The organism is Rothia sp. HMSC061C12 (assembly GCF_001815755.1).
Lineage (GTDB): Bacteria > Actinomycetota > Actinomycetes > Actinomycetales > Micrococcaceae > Rothia > Rothia mucilaginosa.
The window spans coordinates 186,255-206,369 of the sequence record NZ_KV821875.1; the positions used below are offsets into that span (position 1 = coordinate 186,255).

Genomic DNA, 20,115 nt, shown 5'->3' on the forward strand with positions numbered 1-20,115 from the left:
CTACTTTCCGAAGCTACCGAAGGAGGAACCGGCAGAGCCTGCACCGAACGCGCCACCGCCGCCGAAGGCACCGCCCACGCGGGTTGCACGCTCGGTCACGGTCTTCGCGGCAACCGAGTTGTAGTCTGCGGCGCGCAGGGCACGCATCACGCGCTGGCGGTCTTCACCCACGAGGCGATCGATGAACAGCTTGCCGTGCAGGTGGTCGGTTTCGTGCTGCAGCATGCGCGCGAACAGGCCTTCACCCTCCAGCACGAGGGGCTCACCGTGGCGGTCCACGCCGGTCACGCGCGCCCAGTTCTTGCGCGGGGTCGCGGACTTCTGACCGGGCACGGACAGGCAGCCTTCGCCGCCTTCCTGGTCTTCTTCGCCGACTTCGAGCACGGGGTTGATGATGTAGCCTTCGCGGTCGTCAATGCCGCCGAAGGTGAAGATCTGCTTGGAGATACCAACCTGCGGGCCGGCAAGGCCCACGCCGCCCACATCGTACATGGTTTCTAACATGTCGTCGATGAGCCGTGCCAGGTCGTCGTCGAAGACGGTGATGGGGTCGCAGACGCTGCGCAGCACCGGGTCACCTACGGTGCGGATGCTCAGGATGGTCATGGTTCTCCTTTGCCGGCGGGGTGCCGGGAATGTGCTTACGGATTTCAATATGGCGGCAGAACTGCGCTGGTAGAACCTCGCGGGTGAAACTGCGCTGGCGGGCTCTCTCGGCAGGAGGGGTCTCCCAGGAGCAGGTTCTCACAGCGGGCGCATTCTTCACAGCAGGTGCGCCGTTCTGCCTATTGTTCTATTGTCGCCGATTCAGTAGCGCGAATCTAGAACGAATCGAGGCGCTGGGGTGGAGGCGGCAGGGTGAGGGCTGAGCCTCACCTCCCTGGGCTCACCTCCCTAGGCTCACCTCCTCAGGGGGTTTGAGCCTCTCCCCTACGCTCGTTACTCCCCTATACCGCGGGCGGGGGTACTACGGGCATGAGCGCGGGGTCTTCAAATTCTTGGACCTGGCGGTCGAATTCCCAGACGCGGCGCAGGGCGCAGAACTTGTACCAGTTGCGTTCGAGCACGGCGGGGTTCGCCTGCTGCGGCAGCACCTGCGTTTCGCCGAGGGCCACGCCCATGAGGACGGGTGCGTCGCCGTATTTCCAGGGTTCCCAGGTGCCTTTGTCAGGGTCGACGATGGATTCTTCGGCTTTGAGTCCGGCAACGAGCTGCATGACGACTTTTTCGTCGAGTGCTTTGACGCGGCCGCGTTTGTCGGTGCCTTTGGTTTTGTAGTCGATGATGCAGGTTCGGCCTGCGATTTCTGCGACGAGGTCGAGGGTTCCCGCGTAGCCGACGGTGTCGTTCCAGATGGTGACTTCGGCGGCGAGGGGGCGGGGCTTGAAGGCTTCCCACCATTCGTCGAAGCGGTCGGCGTAGGCTTGTTCGCCGTTGATGATGAGCTGTTCGCGGCTTTCGTCGAGGTTGTGTTCGCGGCCCATGGCGCGTAGGGCGACGGCTTCGGCGTAGTTGTGGACGCGGTCGCCTCGGGCGGCGGCTGCGTCGCGGTATCGTTCGGAGGCGCTGGCTGCGTCGCGGATGATGGCGAATTTGAGGCCGTGGGATCCGGTGGCGCGGTAGGCGCGCTGGTCTTCGAGGGCGGCTTTGGCGGCCATGTACCCGTGCCAGCCGCTGAGGTCGTTGGCGTGCTGCCCGATGACGGTGGTGATGGAGGGGACGAGGGGTTCTCCTCCGCGGACGCGCGCGTACATGCGTCCGTAGTCGGTGGCTGCGGCGAGTTCGGGTGTTGTCACGGGGTACCTCATTCTCGGGTGGTTGTGTCCGCGGCTGGGTTTGTACTGCTTGTGGACACAAATACCGGTGGGCATAATAAAACCCCCGTTCCTTGAAACGGGGGTTATTGGTGCGTGATACTGGGTTCGAACCAGTGACCTCTTCGGTGTGAACGAAGCGCGCTACCACTGCGCCAATCACGCTTACGGATAAGACTATACCGAGGCTTGGCGTGAAGGTCAAATTTTGCGCTCCCCTTTTTTTCTTCCCGTTCCCTTCTCGAGGAGTATGCGGCGGCACCATGGAATCTAAAAGATCATCCCACCAGAGGTGACTGCAGGTTCAGTAATGACTTATGGACTCTGGTCATGAGGTACGGACTTTGGGGCTGGGTTAGCGTTTTGAGGGATAGCTTTTAACCATGGCTGAAGTCGCTAAGTCATTACCGAATCTCAGTCCGGTTTCACTGGATAAACAAAAAAGCCTGGCTTCCGAAGAAACCAGGCTTTTCCTAGTGTGACCCCAACCGGTTTGTAACGGTGACGGAGGGGCATGATGCCGAGCGCGCGAGGAAATCCATCATGCCCCGGAGTGCCGCGACGTAAGGAGCGGCGCCGTGAGAGGCTCACGGCGGCACCGTAGAATCTAAAACCAGTCTTTACCGGATAAACAAATAAACCCTCAGCCAGAAGACTGAGGGTTTATTTCTAGTGTGACCCCAACCGGATTTGAACCGGTGTTGCCGCCGTGAGAGGGCGGAGTACTAGGCCGCTATACGATGGGGCCGCAACCTCCGTGAGGAGGTTAGCTGGGATACCAGGACTCGAACCTAGAACAAAGGAACCAGAAACCTTCGTGTTGCCAATTACACCATATCCCATTACCGTTCCGTTTCTCGCCTTTCGACTTATCACCGGAACGAGTAATAACTATACGGGTCTTTCTGGAGGCGTGCAAGCCGAAATCTAGAGAGCCGCCTCACATTCACGGTTTTATGCCCGCTACTTCCGCGTGTTTCCGGGGTTTTTGGGGTTAAAAAGTTTTTTAAATTTCTTCAAAAGGAGGGTTTTGGGGCCGATTTTCACCCCTCAAAGCAGCTTCCAAGGGGCTCAGAGAGTGGCTTTAACCTCTCCCCCGCACGCTTTGCATCCCAAATTTTTTTGAAGATTTTTCCTGTATTGCCTCCCGATAGCCAGATGACCGGACAGTCAGGTCGTCAGATAGCCCGGCAGCCAGCACCCAGGTAGCCAGGTAGTCAGATAGTCTGGCAGTCAACCCACCCAAGCAACCGCCTCGGGAAAGATCACAGGACCCCGCCCCCGCACCTCCAAAAACTAAAACCCCGGAGACAATAAAACCCCAGAGACAACAAAAAAGCCCCGAGGCGAACCTCGGGGCTTGAGCGGAGCGGTTGACGAGACTTGAACTCGCGACATCCACCTTGGCAAGGTGGTGCTCTACCAACTGAGCTACAACCGCATGTTTTCGCTTTGAACTTTTCAGTTCGTCGCAACAACAGGTACTACTATACGAGCCTTTACCGGGGTGCGCAAACCAAATTCTTGCTACACTCCCTCAAATGGAGCCAGATTCACCTCCGCAAAAGATACCGACTAGTAGTTTTACAGGAAATACCCATCACAAAAAATATTCTCAAATTTATGAAAAATCCCCTTATCCACCGGGTTTCCTTCAGACCTTTCGGTCGTCAGATTCCCGCTGGATAAGGGGATTCTCTAGAGCTTAGTCGCTGCTACCGCCAGAGTCGCCTCCACCGGAATCGCCGCCGCCAGAGTAGTCGGAGCTGCTGTAGCTGCTGTAGTCCGAACTGCTGTAGCTGCTGGAGCTTCCGGCGTCGAAGTCGCCCGCGTCCGGGTCGGGGCCCGGGTCCACGAAGTCGTCTTCGTCGTCCTCTTCACGCGAAGAGTCCGAAGAATCCGAAGTGTCTACGCCGTCAGACGAGCTGCTGACGTCGCCACCGCGGGCGTGCCGTGCCTGAGCTTCTTGAGCGTTCAGGGCGGCGCGCGCCTCGAAGTAGGCGGTCACGTACCCGAAGGCTGCCGCAACGACAACAGCGACCACCATCAAGACGGACTTGTCCATGTTGGCGATGTACAGAATCAGCCAGATAATGCAGGCGTTGGTGAGCGCCATGAGGGTGCCCTTGAGCAGCGCCTTGCCGATGATGGATTGGTTATTCGGCTGGCTCATGGTTAGCTCAGTTCAGCGGCAAGCTTGCGCAGACGTGCGAGGGAGGATTCCTTGCCCAGGATTTCCATGGATTCGAACAAGGGCGGGGAGATACGCTCACCGGACACTGCGATGCGCACGGGGCCGAATGCGAGGCGCGGCTTGATTTCCAGGCCGTCGACGATTGCGGCGCGCAGGGCTGCCTCAATGCTGGCTGCGGTGAAGTCCTCGAGGGGCTCGAGTGCCTCGATTGCTGCGGCGAGGACCTGCGGTGCGGATTCCTTGAGCTGCTTGCGTGCGTCGTCAGCCACGGTAATCTCGTCGTCGCTCTTGAAGAGGAATGCGAGCAGGCCGGGTGCTTCGCCGAGCAGCTGCATACGCTCCTGAACGAGAGGTGCAGCCTCGGTGAGGACCTGCTCTTCACGTTCGGTGAGGGTTTCGCCGAGTACGCCTGCAGCCTGCAGGTACGGGATGAGGCGGTCGCGGAAGTCCTTGGGGTCGAGCGCACGGATGTGGTCGCCGTTGATGGACTCTGCCTTCTTCACGTCAAAGCGTGCAGGGTTGGCGACAACGTCGTGTACGTCGAAGTGCTCGACGAGCTCGTCGATGCTGAAGACGTCCTGGTCTGCGGAGAGGGACCAGCCCAGCAGGGACAGGTAGTTCAGCAGGCCTTCCTTGATGAAGCCGGAGTCGCGCAGCAGGAAGAGGTTCGACTCGGGGTCGCGCTTGGAGAGCTTCTTGTTGCCCTGGCCCATGACGTAGGGCAGGTGGCCGAACTCGGGGATGAAGGTGGTCACGCCGGTGTCGATGAGTGCGCGGTAGAGCGCAATCTGACGCGGGGTGGAGGAGAGCAGGTCTTCGCCGCGCAGCACGTGGGTGATGCCCATGAGTGCGTCGTCGACGGGGTTCACGAAGGTGTACAGCGGGTCGCCGTTGGAGCGGACGACCACGTAGTCGGGTACGGTGCCTGCCTTAAAGGTGATTTCACCGCGAACGAGGTCGTTGAAGGTGATGTCTTCGTCGGGCATGCGCAGACGCCACACGGGCTGGCGGCCCTCGGCGCGGTAGGCTTCCTTCTGCTCTTCGGTGAGGTTGCGGTCGTAGTTGTCGTAGCCGAGCTGCGGGTCCTGACCGGCTGCCTTGCGGCGTTCCTTCACCTCGTCGGGGGTGGAGAAGTCTTCGTACACGTAGCCGCCTTCAACGAGCTTTTCGAAGATCTCGTTGTAGATGCCTGCGGTCTTACGCTCGGACTGGCGGTAGGGCTCGTGGGGGCCGCCGACGCCAACGCCTTCGTCCCAGTTGATGCCGAGCCAGTGCAGGGATTCGAGCACCTGGTTGAACGACTCTTCGGAGTCGCGTGCTGCGTCGGTGTCTTCGATGCGGAAGATCAGCTTGCCGCCGGTGTGGCGTGCGTACGCCCAGTTGAAGAGGGCGGTGCGGACCATGCCCACGTGCGGGGTGCCGGTGGGCGAGGGGCAGAAGCGGACGCGGGTGTCTGCGGGGCTGTTGAGTACGGGACCGTGGTATTCGGTCATGATGTCTCCTTGACGGTGTGTTTCAGGATGTACGTTACGTTTTGGGTGCGGGCTGTTTAGTCGCGCACGCGGGTGACGAGGGAGCCGATGCCTTCGACTTCGACCTCTACTTCGTTGCCGTCGCGCAGTACGCTGATGCCGGCGGGGGTGCCGGTGAGCAGTACGTCGCCGGGCAGCAGGGTGAAGATTTCGGAGGCTGCGGCAACCTGTTCGGCTACAGAGTAGTGCATTTCGGAGGTGTTACCTTCCTGCACGACGTCGCCGTCGACCCAGGTGGTGATGTTCAGTGAGTCGGTGTCCAGGTCGGTTTCGATCCAGGGGCCGAGCGGGGTGGAGCCGTCGAAGCCCTTAGCGCGGGTCCACTGGCGGTCTTCGAGCAGGTCGCGGGCGGTGAGGTCATTGGCTACGGTGTAGCCGAAGATGACCTCGTGCACGCGCTCAAGAGGCACGGACTTGGCGATACGACCGATAATGACGGCGAGTTCACCTTCTGCACTGACGGCTTCGGAGTACTCGGGCAGGGTCACGGGGTCGCCGGGGCCAATTACGGTGGTGTTGGGCTTGAGGAAGAACTGCGGGGAGGCGGGTGCCTCGGTTCCTGCCCAGTTTGCGATCGCTCCAATCACCTTGGAGCGGGGGATGATCGGGGCGAGCAGGCGCACCTGGTCGATGGGGTAGGTGGTGCCGGTCGGTTCGATGCCCGAGTAGAAGGGGTCGCCGGCGAGTACGCGCAGGGTTTCTTCGCCTGCGTCGCCTTCTACCAGCCCGAAGTGGAGCTCATTATTTACGGTAAATCGTGCAATACGCATACTTTCTAGAGTACCAGCCTTCGAGGGTGCGGGCGGCGGGTCGGGTTTTAGCGGGGTCGGGTTCGGCGGGGCGGGTTTTATCGAGGGACGGCGGCGGGGTGCGCCTCCCCTCCCCTGTCCTCGCGCTATCAACGCCGCGCGCACTATTCGCCGGGCACAGCGAATCCCCGCGGGTTGCTCGCCGCGCGACGTGCGGGGTCGGGCGGAGCATCCTGCGGGGATTTCGCGGGTTACGTTAGATTCACGTTTTAGATGAGGCGGGTCATCCAGCCGTGGCGGTCCTCAACGGTGCCGAGCTGAATGCCGACGAGCTCTTCGCGCAGGCTCTTGGAGATTTCACCGAAGTGCTCGGTGGGTGCCGGGATTTCGAAGTCTTCTGCCTTGAGCTTGCCGATGGGCGCGACCACTGCTGCGGTGCCGCAGGCGAAGATTTCGGTAATGTCGCCGTTTGCCACGCCTTCACGCCACTCGTTGAGGGTGATTGCGCGCTCTTCGACGGTCATGCCGCGGTCCTTAGCCAGCTGAATCAGCGAGGAGCGGGTCACGCCCTCCAGAATGGTGCCGGTCAGTTCGGGGGTGACGATCTTGTTTTCCTTGCCGAAGATGAAGAACACGTTCATGCCGCCGAGCTCTTCGATGGCGTCGCCACGGTGCGGATCCTTGAAAATGACCTGCTTGCAGCCGTGCTTCTCGCCCTCGGTCTGGGCGATCATGGATGCTGCGTAGTTACCGCCGCACTTTGCCGCACCGGTGCCGCCTTCGCCTGCGCGGGCGTAGGTGGTGGAGAGCCAGATGTCTACGGGTTCGGGGGTGCCGAAGTAGTTACCTGCGGGCGAGCCGATCACGTGGTACTGCACGTGGCGTGCGGGGCGAACGCCCAGGAATGCCTCGGTTGCGATCATGAAGGGGCGGAAGTAGAAGGCTTCACCGTCGCCGGTGGGTACCCACTGCTCGTCTACCTTCACGAGTTCGCGCAGGGATTCGATGAAGGTCTCTTCGGGCAGCTCGGGCAGGGAGAGGCGCCGTGCGGAGTTCGCGAAGCGTGCAGCGTTCTTTTCGGGGCGGAAGGTCCATACGGAGCCGTCGGCGTGGCGGTAGCCCTTGATGCCTTCGAAGATTTCCTGGCCGTAGTGGAACACGGATGCTGCGGGGTCGAGGACGAGCGGGCCGTAGGGGTGAACTCGTGCGTCGTACCAGGTGCCGCCGGTCTTGTAGTCGCCTTCCCAGTCGATGGTGACCATGTGGTCGCTGAAGTAGTCACCGAAGCCGGGGTTTGCGAGGATTTCGGCGCGGCGTTCGGCGGTGGCGGGTGACTGGTTTGCTTCGTGGCTGAATTCGGTTGCCATCGTTCTGCGTTCCTCTTCGTCTAGTTGCCTCTGTGGGCGTTCTTTGAGTGGCGGTTCTCGCGGCGGGGCGAGGGACCGGTGTGTGCCGCCGGGCGCGTTGTCGTGCGGGGCAGATGGTGCATCTAGCGGTCTGTGCTAGTTGGATGCATCAAAGCTAGTGGTGGATGGTGTCCACCGCCGAGGTGCCGGGCGGGTGTGCCTGACCTGTTTAGAGTACCGGAAAGATGCGTTTGCCGCATGCGCACCTTTTCTCCCATTCAGGATGTGAACAGGTGAAGCCCGGAAGGTGTGTTCCTTCCGGGCTTCACTAGCGTAGTTCACGTTTTAGCCGAGCCAGTTTTAGCCGGGCAAGTATTAACCGAGGCGTGCGAGCACGTCCGCGCCAACCTGATCGGTTCCGCGCACGCTGGCACCGTTTTCGCGCATATCTGCCTCGACAGCGTCCTCAATGCGGGCTGCGGCGGCATCGTGGCCGAGGTGGCGCAGCAGCATTGCACCGGCGAGGATTGCGGCGGTGGGGTTTGCCTTGTTCTGGCGGGCGATGTCCGGTGCGGAGCCGTGTACGGGCTCGAACATGGAGGGGAACTCGCCGACGGCGTTGATGTTGCCGCTTGCCGCGTAGCCGATACCGCCGGTGACTGCACCTGCGAGGTCGGTGATGATGTCGCCGAAGAGGTTGTCGGTGACGATCACGTCGAAGCGGGCGGGGTCGGTGACCATGAAGATGGTGGTCGCGTCAATGTGCAGGTAGTCGGTCTCAACCTCGGGGAATTCAGCCGCGATTTCGGTGAAGTAGCGGTTGTAGAGGCGACCTGCGTGGGTGAGCACGTTGGTCTTGTGCACGAGGGTGACCTTCTTGCGGCGGGTGGACGCCAGCTCGAAGGCGTAGCGCACCAGGCGCTCCACACCGTGTGCGGTGTTGAGGGAGACTTCGGTGGCGATTTCGTGGGGGGTGCCGCCGCGGATGACGCCGCCGTTGCCAATGTAGGGGCCTTCGGTGCCTTCACGCACGACCACAAAGTCGATGTTGCCGGGGTTGGCGAGCGGGGAGACTGCGCCGGGGTACAGGCGGGAGGGGCGCAGGTTGATGTAGTGGTCGAAGGCGAAGCGCAGCTTCAGGAGCATTTCGCGTTCGATGAGGCCGGAGGGAATCTTGCCGCTGCGCGGGTCTGCACCGATGGCGCCGAAGAGGATCGCGTCGTGCTGCTTGAGGGCGTCCATGGTGGAGTCGGGCAGGGTTTCACCGGTTTCCAGCCAGTGCTCGGCGCCGAGCTTGTAGTGGGTGGGGGTTACGGTGATGTTTTCGAGCTCGCAGGCGCGGGTGAGGATGCGCTGGGCTTCGGTAATGATTTCGGGGCCGATGCCGTCGCCGGGGATGACGGCGAGGTCGATGCTACGTGCTTCAGTCATGCCTCTACCGTAATACGCGCCGCGGGTGGGCGGTAGAGTGTGCGGGCGGGTTCTCAGACTCTGGGCTAGACGACGTCTGACTAGCTGTAGCTCCTGCCGTGCCACTCCCCTACCCTTCTGGTTCGACCCGGTGCCCACTGGCTTCTGGGGTTCTGGATTCTGGGGTGTTCAGCTCCTGCCGGTTAAAACAATATTCCCCGGCTGATAATTCAGCCGGGGAATATTGTTATGAGTTCTCACTCAGCGTGAGGACCCTATGCGCTACTGCTATTAGGAGCGGGTGCAGAGGGTAACCTTCACGTAACCGGGGTTACGAACGCCGGACTGCTTTGCAGCGTTGTTAGCGGAGGAAATCTCACCATTGGGAACGGTGGGGGAAACGTAGGAGCCACCTGCGCCACCTGCGCCTGCCTGCAGCAGTGCGCTAACGTTCTGGCGGTATCGAGTGGGTTCTTCGTTAGCGTTCCACTTCTGGGAGGTAATGATAGCGGAGAGACCGCGAGCAGCACCGGAGCCACCGCCACCGTAACCTGCACCACCGCCTGCGGAGACAACGGTCTGGTAACCGTTGAAGGACTTGCGGGTGTCGCTTTCGCTGTAGGGGCGCTTTTCGTTGAGGTTAACAGGGTTGGTCTGGTGAACGATTTCCAGCTTGGAAATGTCGTTGTTGTCAATCTGGTAGGAGTATGCGAAGACGCCGTCTGCACCCTTACCGTCGAAGCCGGAGCCACCCTTGTCGCCAGCAACGGAGGAGCTGAAGAGCTCCTGCTTGTTCTGGCTGGTGAAGCCCAGAACACCGTAGACGTTAGCCTTGTCGTTGTACAGCAGGGGCTGCTCGCCACCTGCGCCACCAACGCCGCCGTTACCACCCTTACCACCGGCAACCTTCATAGCGGTACGCTCAGAGGCGTGCGGCTTCAGAACGGTGTAGTGAGAGACGGAGGTCTCAGCGTCGCCACCGGCTGCTGCGGATGCGCTTGCACCTGCGGGCAGAACGGACTTAACCGCAGTGTCACCCAGGCTGGTGGTGGAAGCGTTGACTGCCTTGGGGTTGTAGAACGGGCTATTTGCGGGCATGTTGTTGGTACCGGGCTGGGTACGGATACCCGCACCGCCACCGCCACCTGCAACAGCAATCGGGGTGCCATCAATAACCAGAGCGGAGGAGCCACCGCCGGAACCACCGTAGAGGTAACGCTTCATATCGGAAGGCATGGGCGCGATAGCTTCAACACGAGCCTTAGCGTCTGCGGGAACGGGCTGTTCGTTTACGTCACCACCGTTACCGTAGCCCTTACCACCGGTTGCGGGGCGGGTCTGCCAAATAGCCGCGCTGTCAACGCCGGGCTCGGACGCCAGGTAAGCTACACCACCGGCAGCTGCGACCAGCTCAACAACCTGGCCTGCCTTGACGGGGATTTCACCGGTCACGAGAGCACCGGAACCACCAGCAACCTGAGCGGAGCCGCCACCTGCGCCACCAGCAACCTCGAAGCGGAGCTTGTCGACCTTAGCGGGAATAGTAATCTTCAGAGTGTCGCGTGCACCGGAGGGCTGACCGGAGATGCTGTAGTTTTCGGTGGAGTTCCACTCACACTCGGTGGAGGAAGCAAAAGCGGGAACTGCAGCGGAAGCTGCGACAACCGGAGCAGCCCATGCTGCGCCAGCTACAACCTTGCGGCGAGAAATGTTAGTAGACATGTATGTCCTTCGAGAGTGATGTCATTTTGAGGAATAAAAGTTATCACCCGCCGTCGTGTACGGCGAAGAACGTCACCTGATGAGATTCGAGTGAGTGAAGTAGGCTTGCGCCTAACCTCTGTGGTGATAACGACATAATGTTGTATCCCGCTCCCCATATATAGGGAGGTGCACTTCAGAGCGCTTGGTGTTCGCTCTGCGAGGCCTTGGGCCATCGGCATAGATTTCGGGTACGGCTAAAACTATACCCATCAAGGACCTGTACCGCAATGGCTCCAAAAATGGTTTGATGAGGGGGTTTCCCTTAAACTCTCCGCATTACTTGAAGGTTTTTCAACCCAAATAGGTTACTTAAGGGAGTTTCAGGTCTCTTAAACCCAAATTCAAAGCCCATACAACCCCAAACCCTCAAGTCTTAGTTGAATAAATAATCCACAAAAAAGTAATTAAGGTCACTAAAAATAGCTATTTTTAGCGTGTCGCACCCACCCAAGCACACACCCCCACACACAAACCCACAGAATATTCCTGCACGTGAGAGCAAAAAAGAGGCTCACAATCCCTCACAAACACCCCCGATACACTAGAACCATGCCCCTCAAGCACACCGAACCCCAGAAGAACCCACAGCACAGCGCAGAGACAGCCGAACCCGGCTACGCCGTAACGCATACCCTCGGCATCTCAGAAAGCAGCGACCTGCCCGCCGACGCAATCACCGCCTCCAGCCGCGTGCAAAGCTACCTCCGAGACAAACGCAGCTGGATGAACGTTATCGTCGTCGCACACCTGCAGTTCTTCTGCGGCGTGCTCTCCGTTGCCTTCGTCAACAGCTACGGCTGGATTCCGATCATCTCCGCGCTCTGCAGCACCACCGCGCTCTACTTCCGCTACCACTTCCCCTACGGAAGCATCTACGTGGTCATCGCGGCGCTCTGCCTAACCTTCCTGTCTCCCTTCCCCGATTCACTCGCCCTCACCTGCTACCCGCCGGTCAGCCTTGCCGCCTACCACACCGGCAGGCACTGGACCCGTCGCGCCCGCTTCCGCGCCCTCATTCTCGGCTGGGTCGGCGCACTCGCCGTCACCGTGCAGGCCTCGCTCTCGTTCCTCTACCACTGGGACGACATGCCCGCCCGCATCTTCATCTCCCTGATGCTCGGCGTGCTCTGCGGATCCATCTTCACCGTCTTCTGGTTCCTCGGCGACTCCCGCCGCATGCGCGAACTGCGCAGCGAGGAATTCAAAGAACGCGCCCGCCGCCTCGAATACGAGCAGGAACAGGAACGCCGCCTCGCAGCGCAGGACGAACGCACCCGCATCGCCCGCGAAATGCACGATATTGTGGCGCACTCGCTCTCCAGCATTATTTCCCAGGCGGACGGGGCACGCTACGCAGCCGCGAGCACCCGCACCGCACGCGCCCAGCAAACACAACAGGCACAGCAGGCAGAGCAGCAGACTGAACAGGCAGAGCAGCCGGGTCAGGCTCAGCAGAGCGAACCGGATATTGCCGAGCAGACCCTCGAACTCATCGCAGACACGGCACGCGACTCCCTCACCCAGATGCGTTCCCTCCTCGGGCTACTCCGCACGGACGAGGCAACCGCCTACGCACCCGTGCCCACCCTCAACGATGTGCCCGCCCTCGTGGAGCAGAGCCGCCGCGCCGGGCTACCCGTCACCTTCACCGGAATCACCGGCACCATGGCGCGCACCCTACCGCAGGGTGCCGAGCTGGCGGCGTACCGCACCGTGCAGGAGGCGCTCACCAACGCGCTCAAGCACTCCCCCGGCGCGGCAACCACCGTCACTATTCACTGGGGTAAGGATGGTCTGCAGTTGCGGGTTCAGAACAGCCCGGTTTCCTCTGCCGCGGCTCAGCACATCGCCCGCCCGGTGCCCGGTAGCGGCAACGGTCTGCGCGGCATGAGCGAGCGCATCGCCCTCTACCACGGCACCCTCACCTACGGTCTGCAGCCTGACGGCGGCTGGCTCGTTGAGGCGGCGCTGCCCTACCGCGACCTCTAATACCAGTGTCCTCTACTACCTCGTAATCTAGGATTGAAACTATGTACTCTTCTGCACCACAGACTTCTGCACCACAGACCACCCAGCCGATCCGCGTGATGCTCGTTGACGACCAGCGCCTAGTGCGCGGCGGCTTGAGCATGCTCGTCAACTCCCAGCCGGATCTGCAGGTCGTCATGGAAGCCGATGACGGCCTGGCGGCGATTGACGTTTTTGACCGCATGGTCTCTGAGGGGCAGGCGCCGCAGGTCATCCTCATGGATGTGCGCATGCCGCACTGCGACGGCCTGGAGGCGGCGCGCCGTATTCTGGAGCGTGACGGCGAGCGTGAAGAGGATGAGCGGGTGCGCATTATTATGCTCACGACCTTCGATATTGATGAGTACGTGTATTCGGCGGTGCGTGCGGGTGCGAGCGGTTTCTTGTTGAAGGACACTCCGCCGGAGCAGCTGCTGGAGGCGATTCGTACGGTGCACCGCGGCGATGCGGTGATTGCGCCGTCTGCAACTCGCCGCCTACTGGAGCACATGATTCCGGTGCTGGACTCCCCCGCTCCTGTTGTTCCTACCGCTCCTGCCGTTCCTGCCGCTCCTGCCGCCGAGTCTGTTCCTGCTATTCCCCCGGCTGCTGGTTCTGAGCTTCCTAAGGCGACGTTTATTCCGGCTGAGCATGCAAGCTTTGAGCCTGTGCAGGATTATCCGCATCGTGAGTTGATTGAGCAGTTGTCGCCGCGTGAGTTTGAGGTGCTGGGTTTGATTGCGCGTGGCTTGTCGAATGCGGAGATTACGCGGGAGCTGGTGCTTTCGGAGGCGACGGTGAAGACGCATGTGTCGCATGTGTTGGCGAAGTTGGGTGCGCGTGATCGTGTGCAGGCGGTCATTATGGCGTATGAGGCGGGTATCGCCCACTAGCGTTCCCTTATATAAGGACACAGCAGAATAGAGAGCACGGCAGACTAGAGGACACAGCGAAGCCCCGGCGGGCGCCTCCTGATCGAGGCACCCTCCGGGGCTCTTTAGTTAAGTAGTTTCTTCTATCTCGTCGATGATTCGTTCAAAGTCGCTCATCAGCTCAGGCAACTTCTTATAGCGGCAGCTCCACCATGTCTGGTTCTGCCTCCGCATAGATGCGGGGGCGCAACCGGGTGACCATATCAACGCTACGGCCGGTCAGCTGTTCAATGCGGTGCTGAGCATCGACCATCTGCATGAACTCGTCAAAAGGGGCTACCCCCGGCATCTGCACCAAAAAATCCAGGTCGCTGGTTTCGGTCAGCTCACCGCGGGCGGCGCTGCCGAAGAGTCGGGCACGGCGCACACCAGCGTCACGGAGGATCTGAAGAACCTCCGCTTCATGGGGTAGCGTGTACCCGCGACGCAGATTGGGGTGGCTAGTACTCATACACCCATCATACGCGCAAAGCCATGCTACAGGTCAGCTCCAAGAATCTGAGAGTACAAGCACAGCAGAATAGAGAGCACGGCAGACTAGAGGACACAGTGAAGCCCCGGCGGGCGCCTCCTCTCGAGGCACCCTCCGGGGCTTTCTCACGCCGAGTATCCGGAACTACACCGAATACTGTGACTATGCCGGGTTAGCCGCGCATACCCTCAACCGGGGACATGCGAGCCGAACGAGCCGCAGGCAGAGCCGAAGCGAGCATCGCGGCGAGCACACCCACCATGAGGATGACTACGTACCAGACGTACGGCAGGTCAAGCACCAGCGGGGCGGAAGCACTCATGGAAGACATAATAATCTGCGCAGAGAGGCTACCAATCACCGCACCGGAAACCATACCGAGCACCACTGCGGCGAGCGTAATCAGAATCGCCTCAATGGAAATCATACGGCGCAGCTGCTTGCGGGACAGACCCAGCGAGCGGAGCATCGCGTTCTCGCGGCGGCGTTCGTTGACCGACAGGGTCATCGTGTTCGCCACACCAATAATCGAGATGACCACTGCGAGCATGAGCATCACCAGGGTGAAGGTCAGCATAACGGTCAGCAACTGGTCGTAGGTCTGACGTTCCTGCAAGCCACCGGTGAAGGAGCTGTCCGGGCTGGCTCGGTTCAGGTCAGCCTGCAGGGTCGCGTTCTCGCTACTGGTCAGCGGGGAGGCGGCGCGCACCAGAACGACGGTGTCGTTACCGGTTGCCTGGCTGGTGACGGTCAGACGTGCTGCCTTCGTCTGAGCTTCCTGGTCACCGCTGGCGATTGCTTCTTCCATGCGCTTCTGAGCTTCCTCAGCGGCGGGGTTGGCAACCTTCTGCGGGTTCTTGGCGTCCTGCAGCTTGGCGGCGGTGGCAGGGTTGACGATCAGCAGGTTCTGCTTGGTTGCGGACTTGACGGGTTTGAGTTCCACTTCGCCGAGCGGGCCGTGTGCCTTCAGACGACTGGACTCATTCAATCCAGCGGACTTCCAGAGGCCCTGCGGTACGAGCACGGTGTCATCCGCAAGGTTCGAGTTTTCGCCCGGCAGGATTGCCTTCAAATCGGAGGAGCTCAGCGCCACCAGGTCGGAATTCTGGTTGGCGGTCTGTCCCTCGTATTCGACGGTGTAGTCAACCACACCGGCTGCGTAACCGACGGCGGATGCCTGAACGTTCTTAATACCCTTGACCTTGGAGGCGATTTCCTCCGCCTTGGTCACGGTGGAGGTTGCCTCGGACTGGTCATACGAGCTGTACTTTGCCTGCGCAGAAATCGGGTACTGCTGATCCAGGGCTTTGGTCAGCGAGGCGCTCAGCACCGAGTAACCGGTCAGCACAGTCGATACGACCAGGGTACCCACCAGCACGGCACGACCGGTGGAGACGGTGCGCTTGGGCGAACGTAGTGCGTTGGCGAGCGCCAGCTTGCCGGTCTGGGTGCGGGTGACCTTACCGAGGGCACGTACCAGCGGGGGCAGTACCAGCGGGGTGAGGAGAAAGACCGCGATACCGAGCAGCAGCGCGGCCCCCATCATGAGGAGGATGGCCTTATTGCCGGCACCCTCACCGGAACCCTGGTTCTGAGCCAGCATAGCCAGGCCGATACCTGCGGCACCGAAGACCAGACCCAGGATCGGGCCGACCTTGCCGGGCTTGCGCACCTCAAGGTTGGTGTGCTCGCTCATCGCGCTGATGGGCGAGATGCGCAGGGCGCTTCGTGCCGGGGAGAGCGACGCCAGAACCGTCACGATGGTGCAGAGGAGCACACTCACCAGGATCGGGGTGATTGAGTAGGAGATCATGATGGTGGTGAGGTTTGCACCAACCAGCGCGCCAACCGGGTAGGTCAACAGCGCACCGATGAGGGAGAACACCACGCCCACGGTAATGGATTCGATGAGTAGCATCCGTACAAGGGAGCCGCCGCGGGCGCCGAGGGTGCGCAGCAGAGCCAGCTCACGGATGCGCTGGCCGACCAGCACCGCGAAGGTGTTGGAGATGACGAAGGAGGAAACCAGCAGAGCCAGTGCCGCGAAGGCACCCAGGACCACGCTAATGGAGGTGAAGACCGTGGAGATACTCTTCTGGTAGTCTTCCAGCAGCTTCTGACCGGTCATAACGCGCGGGTCGTTCTTGGTGTCGCCGCTGCTGAGGGTATCCTGCAGGCTCTTGAGTTTGGCGTCGGTTACGCCGTCCTTGAACTTGAGGTAGATGAGGTTCGCGCCAGCCATGCCCCGGTATCCTGCCGCGGAGCTCTTGTTTTCTGTCTCGGCTGCTTTCAGGGTGGCTTCGCCGAGGCTGGTGCCGCCAATGAAGACAGCCTGGTTGGTGGTGGAGCCTTCAAAACCGGGGTCGAACAGACCGACGACGGTGTATTCGGCGGTCTTGTCAGTACCGGGGGCGCTGACGGATTCTACAACGTCGGTGCTGGTGACCTTGCCGTTCAGCGAGAGGTTGTGCTTCTTCGCGAAGTAGGTAGAGACCATGATTTCGTGGTTGCTACTGGGGATTTTACCCTGCACCTTGTACGGGAAGAGGCTAGAGTCGGCGGGCAGCTGGTTGTACTGCACGGGGGTTTTCTGGTCGCCGGTACCGATCGAACCCGTGACGGCGTACTGTACCCAGTAGCCGGAGAGCAGGTCGCTCTTTTCTACTTTCTGAATCTGGTCACGGGTCAGGTAGATAGAGGTGCTGTCTTTACCGTCGCTGGTTGTAGCGGCGGAGGCGACGACCGCCTCGGCGCGGGAGAGCACGTCACCAACGGAGGAGTTGACGGTCGCCTGCAACGAGTTGGTGAGCATCATAATGGCGGCGATGAAGAAGGATGAGATCGCGATGCCTATGCCCGTGAGGATGTATTTTCCTTTGGAGGCGCGCAGATTGGAGCGCGCCACCGTGTTCAGTGTGGTTGCCACGGCTTATCGACCTTCCAGCTGTGCCATTGCGCCGAGGACGGCGTCGTAGGTGGGTTCGATCATTTCGCCGGCGACCATGCCGTCCTTGATGAAGACCACGCGGTCTGCGTAGGAGGCGGCGTTTGCGTCGTGGGTGACCATGAGGATGGTCTGTGCGTGGTCGGTTGCGGCGGCACGCAGCAGGCGCAGCACCTCGGCGCCGGAGTTGGAGTCGAGGTTACCGGTCGGTTCGTCGGCGAAGACCACTTCGGGGCGTGCGAGCAGGGCGCGCACGATGGCGACGCGCTGCTGCTGACCGCCGGAGAGCTGTTCGGGGCGGTGGTCGAGGCGGGTTTCCAGGCCGAGGGTCTTGACCAGGTAGTCGCGCCACTGCGGGTCGGGCTTCTTACCGGCGAGGCCCAGCGGCAGGTCAATGTTCTGGCCCGCGGTGAGGGTGGGCACCAGGTTAAACGCCTGGAAGATGAAGCCGATGTGTTCGCGGCGGAATTCGGTGAGGGCGTTGTCCTTCAGGCCGAAGAGCTCGGTACCGCCAATACGAATCGAGGTTGCCGGGTTCGGGTCGGGGGTGTCCAGGGTTGCGATGGTCTGCATCAGCGTGGACTTGCCCGAGCCGGAGGGGCCCATAATGGCGGTGAACTTGCCCTGCTCAAAGTCGACGGAGACGTTGTTGAGGGCGTGGACGGTTGCTTCACCCATGCCGTAGGTTTTGGAAAGGTTTCGTGCGGAGACGGCGACCTGTGCCGTCTGTGCGTGAGGAGTTGTCGTAGTCATAGTTCAATTATTTCACGCAGCATGGCGCTGACTACAGGGTTTTTCTCATCCTCCAGGTTGATTTTGGCGGGTGTTCACCGGGTCTTGACCTGCGGATGCGCAGATTCCCCACTCATTCCACGGGCTGAGGTGAGCCTGAGGCGGGCTGGGCGGGGCACCGGCATCATCCTTAAGGATGAGTGGCGGCTCACCCGGCGTTCTCACCCTGCATCCTTACCCTGCTTCTCCGCCTCGCGCCTACACCTATATATGTATGCGAAAAGCCCCCGGTTCCTCCCCCATCTGGGTGGGGAAGCCGGGGGCTTTCATAGACTATCCGTTACAGCGCTATCAGTTACGGCGCTGTCTCAGGCTCTGTCCGCTGATACTCAGGCAGCTGTTATGCCTTGGGTGCTTCGTAGCGGGGGAACACCGGTGCGGGTGCGGGCAGTTCGGTGCCGGGCACGAGTGCGGTGCCGAGGGCTGCGAACTGGCGTGCGTCACCTTCGGGTACGCCGAGCAGGGTCAGCAGCTTGGCGGTCGAGTCGGGCATGACGGGCTGCAGCAGCAGGGCTACCTGGCGTACGACCTCAAGGGTTACGTACAGTACGGTGTTCATGCGGTCGAGTTCGCCGTTCTTGCGCAGGGTCCAGGGTTCCTGTTCTGCGAAGTAGGCGTTGGTGTCTGCGAGGACGGTCCAGATGCGTTCCAAAGCGCGGTGGAATGCCTGCTCGTCGAAGTCTGCACGGACGGGCTCGTAGAGGGCTGCCGCCTGGTCGAGGATCTGGCGGTCAGCTTCGGTGAATTCGCCGTGGGTGGGGACGGCATCGCCGCAGTTCTTGGCGACCATGGACAGGGAACGCTGGGCGAGGTTGCCAAGGTTGTTTGCCAGGTCGGAGTTAATGCGGTTGATGATGGACTCTTCGGAGTAGGAGCCGTCCTGGCCGAAGGACACTTCACGCATGAGGAAGAAGCGGACCGCGTCCAGGCCGAATGCGTCAACGAGGTTTGCGGGGTCAACGACGTTACCGACGGACTTGGACATCTTCTCGCCGTTGACGAGCAGGAAGCCGTGGCCGAAGACGCGCTTGGGCAGTTCGATTCCGGCGGACCACAGGAATGCGGGCCAGTAGATGGAGTGGAATCGGGTGATGTCCTTACCGATGAGGTGCAGGTCTGCGGGCCAGTACTTGGTGAACAGTTCGTTGTCGGTATCGGGGTAGCCGAGGCCGGTCAGGTAGTTGGTGAGGGCGTCGACCCACACGTACATGACGTGCTTGTCGTTGCCGGGTACGGGTACGCCCCAGTCGAAGGTGGTGCGGGAGATGGACAGGTCGTTGAGGCCGCCCTTGACGAAGGAGATGAGTTCGTTGCGGCGGGATTCGGGGTAGACGTAGCCTTCGTTGGCGTAGAGTTCGAGGAGCTTGTCGCCGTACTTGGAGAGGCGGAAGAAGTAGGATTCTTCTTCGGTCCATTCGACTTCGGTGCCGGTGGTGATGGCGTAGCGCTGGCCGTCGCGGACTTCAGTTTCGTCTTCTGCGTAGTAGGCTTCGTCGCGTACGGAGTACCAGCCGGCGTACTTGTCGAGGTAGATGTCGCCGTTTTCTTCCATGCGCTTCCAGATGGCCTGGGATGCGACATAGTGGTCGGGGTCGGTGGTGCGGATGAAGCGGTCGTAGCTGATGTTCAGCGCGTCGTTCATTGCTTTGAAGCGTGCGGAGTTCTCGTCGGCGAGTTCCTTAGCGGTCTTACCGAGCTTCTCGGCGGTGGTCTGCATCTTCTGGCCGTGCTCGTCGGTGCCGGTCATGAAGCGCACGTCGAAGCCGTCGAGGCGCTTGAAGCGGGCTAGCACGTCGGCGGCGATGGTTTCGTAGGCGTGGCCGATGTGCGGGTTGCCATTGGGGTAGGAGATGGCGGTGGTGATGTAGAACGGAGTTGCAGTCATAACTTTCAGTTTACCGCAGTCTTAGGCTAGGCTCTCACCGGGGTTACACTCTGATACGCGGTGGCTTATTGCTTGTGGGTGGAGGCTGCCACGCCGCATGTTTCCTCCGCGCCACATGCAAAACGCCAAATCACCAAGCAACACACTAAAAGGCGACAGCCCTCCCCCGCACCAGTTCGCTAGGCACGGGGCGCACGCCCAAACCACGAACCACCCGGCGGGATTAGCTCGAGGTTCGGCACCCTCCTCGCTCCTACAGGGGCACCCGCCCTCG

Annotated in this window: 14 protein-coding genes and 4 tRNA genes; 2 read left to right on the forward strand and 16 right to left on the reverse strand. The window is 61.0% G+C overall.

Translation table 11 applies throughout. The features are described from left to right. The 12 genes from def to HMPREF3055_RS07840 all read right to left on the reverse strand — a co-directional run bounded on the left by def (position 1) and on the right by HMPREF3055_RS07840 (position 10,767). Positions 1–606 (reverse strand): peptide deformylase, encoded by a 606-nt coding sequence (gene def, locus HMPREF3055_RS07785; protein WP_049342135.1) that lies wholly within the window; start codon positions 604–606, stop codon positions 1–3. 341 nt (positions 607–947) lie between these two features. Beyond that, complete coding sequence (locus tag HMPREF3055_RS07790) at positions 948–1,796, reverse strand: PD-(D/E)XK nuclease family protein (protein ID WP_070605482.1); 849 nt, start codon at positions 1,794–1,796, stop codon at positions 948–950. Positions 1,797–1,904: 108 nt separating this feature from the next. Further along, positions 1,905–1,979, reverse strand: a tRNA-Val gene (locus tag HMPREF3055_RS07795). A 510-nt stretch (positions 1,980–2,489) separates the two neighbouring features. Continuing rightward, positions 2,490–2,562: transfer RNA gene (locus tag HMPREF3055_RS07800), tRNA-Glu, on the reverse strand. A 22-nt stretch (positions 2,563–2,584) separates the two neighbouring features. Further along, positions 2,585–2,656 (reverse strand) — tRNA-Gln (locus HMPREF3055_RS07805). 526 nt (positions 2,657–3,182) lie between these two features. After that, positions 3,183–3,255: transfer RNA gene (locus tag HMPREF3055_RS07810), tRNA-Gly, on the reverse strand. A 264-nt stretch (positions 3,256–3,519) separates the two neighbouring features. Continuing rightward, entirely contained in the window at positions 3,520–3,987 is a 468-nt protein-coding gene (locus HMPREF3055_RS07815; RefSeq protein WP_070506016.1) for a hypothetical protein, read from the reverse strand. A gap of 2 nt (positions 3,988–3,989) precedes the next feature. Next, positions 3,990–5,501 carry a glutamate--tRNA ligase gene (gltX, locus tag HMPREF3055_RS07820; RefSeq protein ID WP_070738791.1) on the reverse strand — a complete coding sequence of 504 codons (1,512 nt, stop codon included), beginning with the start codon at positions 5,499–5,501 and terminating at the stop codon, positions 3,990–3,992. A gap of 56 nt (positions 5,502–5,557) precedes the next feature. Continuing rightward, a complete protein-coding gene (locus tag HMPREF3055_RS07825; RefSeq protein WP_005507404.1) occupies positions 5,558–6,310 on the reverse strand; it encodes a fumarylacetoacetate hydrolase family protein in 753 nt (250 codons plus the stop codon). 248 nt (positions 6,311–6,558) lie between these two features. Beyond that, entirely contained in the window at positions 6,559–7,656 is a 1,098-nt protein-coding gene (locus HMPREF3055_RS07830; RefSeq protein WP_070738792.1) for a branched-chain amino acid aminotransferase, read from the reverse strand. A 354-nt stretch (positions 7,657–8,010) separates the two neighbouring features. After that, entirely contained in the window at positions 8,011–9,066 is a 1,056-nt protein-coding gene (locus HMPREF3055_RS07835) for a 3-isopropylmalate dehydrogenase (RefSeq protein WP_070688471.1), read from the reverse strand. A 270-nt stretch (positions 9,067–9,336) separates the two neighbouring features. After that, positions 9,337–10,767: a hypothetical protein gene (locus HMPREF3055_RS07840; RefSeq protein WP_049342141.1), complete on the reverse strand. Its 1,431-nt coding sequence runs from the start codon at positions 10,765–10,767 to the stop codon at positions 9,337–9,339. 591 nt (positions 10,768–11,358) lie between these two features. On the opposite strand from HMPREF3055_RS07840, the gene HMPREF3055_RS07845 reads away from it, so the two are divergent. Further along, on the forward strand, positions 11,359–12,798 hold the full coding sequence (locus HMPREF3055_RS07845; protein WP_210399388.1) for a histidine kinase: 1,440 nt from the start codon (positions 11,359–11,361) through the stop codon (positions 12,796–12,798). Positions 12,799–12,839: 41 nt separating this feature from the next. Then, on the forward strand, positions 12,840–13,709 hold the full coding sequence (locus HMPREF3055_RS07850; protein WP_070738793.1) for a response regulator: 870 nt from the start codon (positions 12,840–12,842) through the stop codon (positions 13,707–13,709). Between the two features lie 172 nt (positions 13,710–13,881). Here the strand turns inward: HMPREF3055_RS07850 and HMPREF3055_RS07855 are convergent, their stop codons facing one another. The 4 genes from HMPREF3055_RS07855 to metG form a co-directional block, all read right to left on the reverse strand. Next, positions 13,882–14,199 carry a nucleotidyltransferase family protein gene (locus HMPREF3055_RS07855; protein ID WP_005505534.1) on the reverse strand — a complete coding sequence of 106 codons (318 nt, stop codon included), beginning with the start codon at positions 14,197–14,199 and terminating at the stop codon, positions 13,882–13,884. Between the two features lie 193 nt (positions 14,200–14,392). Continuing rightward, positions 14,393–17,146 (reverse strand): ABC transporter permease, encoded by a 2,754-nt coding sequence (locus HMPREF3055_RS07860; RefSeq protein WP_070738794.1) that lies wholly within the window; start codon positions 17,144–17,146, stop codon positions 14,393–14,395. Positions 17,147–17,149: 3 nt separating this feature from the next. After that, positions 17,150–17,917 (reverse strand): ABC transporter ATP-binding protein, encoded by a 768-nt coding sequence (locus HMPREF3055_RS07865; protein ID WP_005507396.1) that lies wholly within the window; start codon positions 17,915–17,917, stop codon positions 17,150–17,152. Positions 17,918–18,296: 379 nt separating this feature from the next. Further along, the gene (metG, locus tag HMPREF3055_RS07870; RefSeq protein ID WP_070738795.1) at positions 18,297–19,841 is read right to left on the reverse strand and encodes a methionine--tRNA ligase; all 1,545 of its coding nucleotides are present in this window, start codon (positions 19,839–19,841) and stop codon (positions 18,297–18,299) included. Between the last annotated feature and the right edge of the window lie 274 nt (positions 19,842–20,115).

Coding starts and splice junctions, on each gene's coding strand:
- def (WP_049342135.1), bottom strand. CDS start 606: ATGACCATCCTGAGCATCCGCACCGTAGGTGACCCGGTGCTGCGCAGC.
- HMPREF3055_RS07815 (WP_070506016.1), bottom strand. CDS start 3,987: ATGAGCCAGCCGAATAACCAATCCATCATCGGCAAGGCGCTGCTCAAG.
- gltX (WP_070738791.1), bottom strand. CDS start 5,501: ATGACCGAATACCACGGTCCCGTACTCAACAGCCCCGCAGACACCCGC.
- HMPREF3055_RS07825 (WP_005507404.1), bottom strand. CDS start 6,310: ATGCGTATTGCACGATTTACCGTAAATAATGAGCTCCACTTCGGGCTG.
- HMPREF3055_RS07830 (WP_070738792.1), bottom strand. CDS start 7,656: ATGGCAACCGAATTCAGCCACGAAGCAAACCAGTCACCCGCCACCGCC.
- HMPREF3055_RS07835 (WP_070688471.1), bottom strand. CDS start 9,066: ATGACTGAAGCACGTAGCATCGACCTCGCCGTCATCCCCGGCGACGGC.
- HMPREF3055_RS07840 (WP_049342141.1), bottom strand. CDS start 10,767: ATGTCTACTAACATTTCTCGCCGCAAGGTTGTAGCTGGCGCAGCATGG.
- HMPREF3055_RS07845 (WP_210399388.1), top strand. CDS start 11,359: ATGCCCCTCAAGCACACCGAACCCCAGAAGAACCCACAGCACAGCGCA.
- HMPREF3055_RS07850 (WP_070738793.1), top strand. CDS start 12,840: ATGTACTCTTCTGCACCACAGACTTCTGCACCACAGACCACCCAGCCG.
- HMPREF3055_RS07855 (WP_005505534.1), bottom strand. CDS start 14,199: ATGAGTACTAGCCACCCCAATCTGCGTCGCGGGTACACGCTACCCCAT.
- HMPREF3055_RS07865 (WP_005507396.1), bottom strand. CDS start 17,917: ATGACTACGACAACTCCTCACGCACAGACGGCACAGGTCGCCGTCTCC.
- metG (WP_070738795.1), bottom strand. CDS start 19,841: ATGACTGCAACTCCGTTCTACATCACCACCGCCATCTCCTACCCCAAT.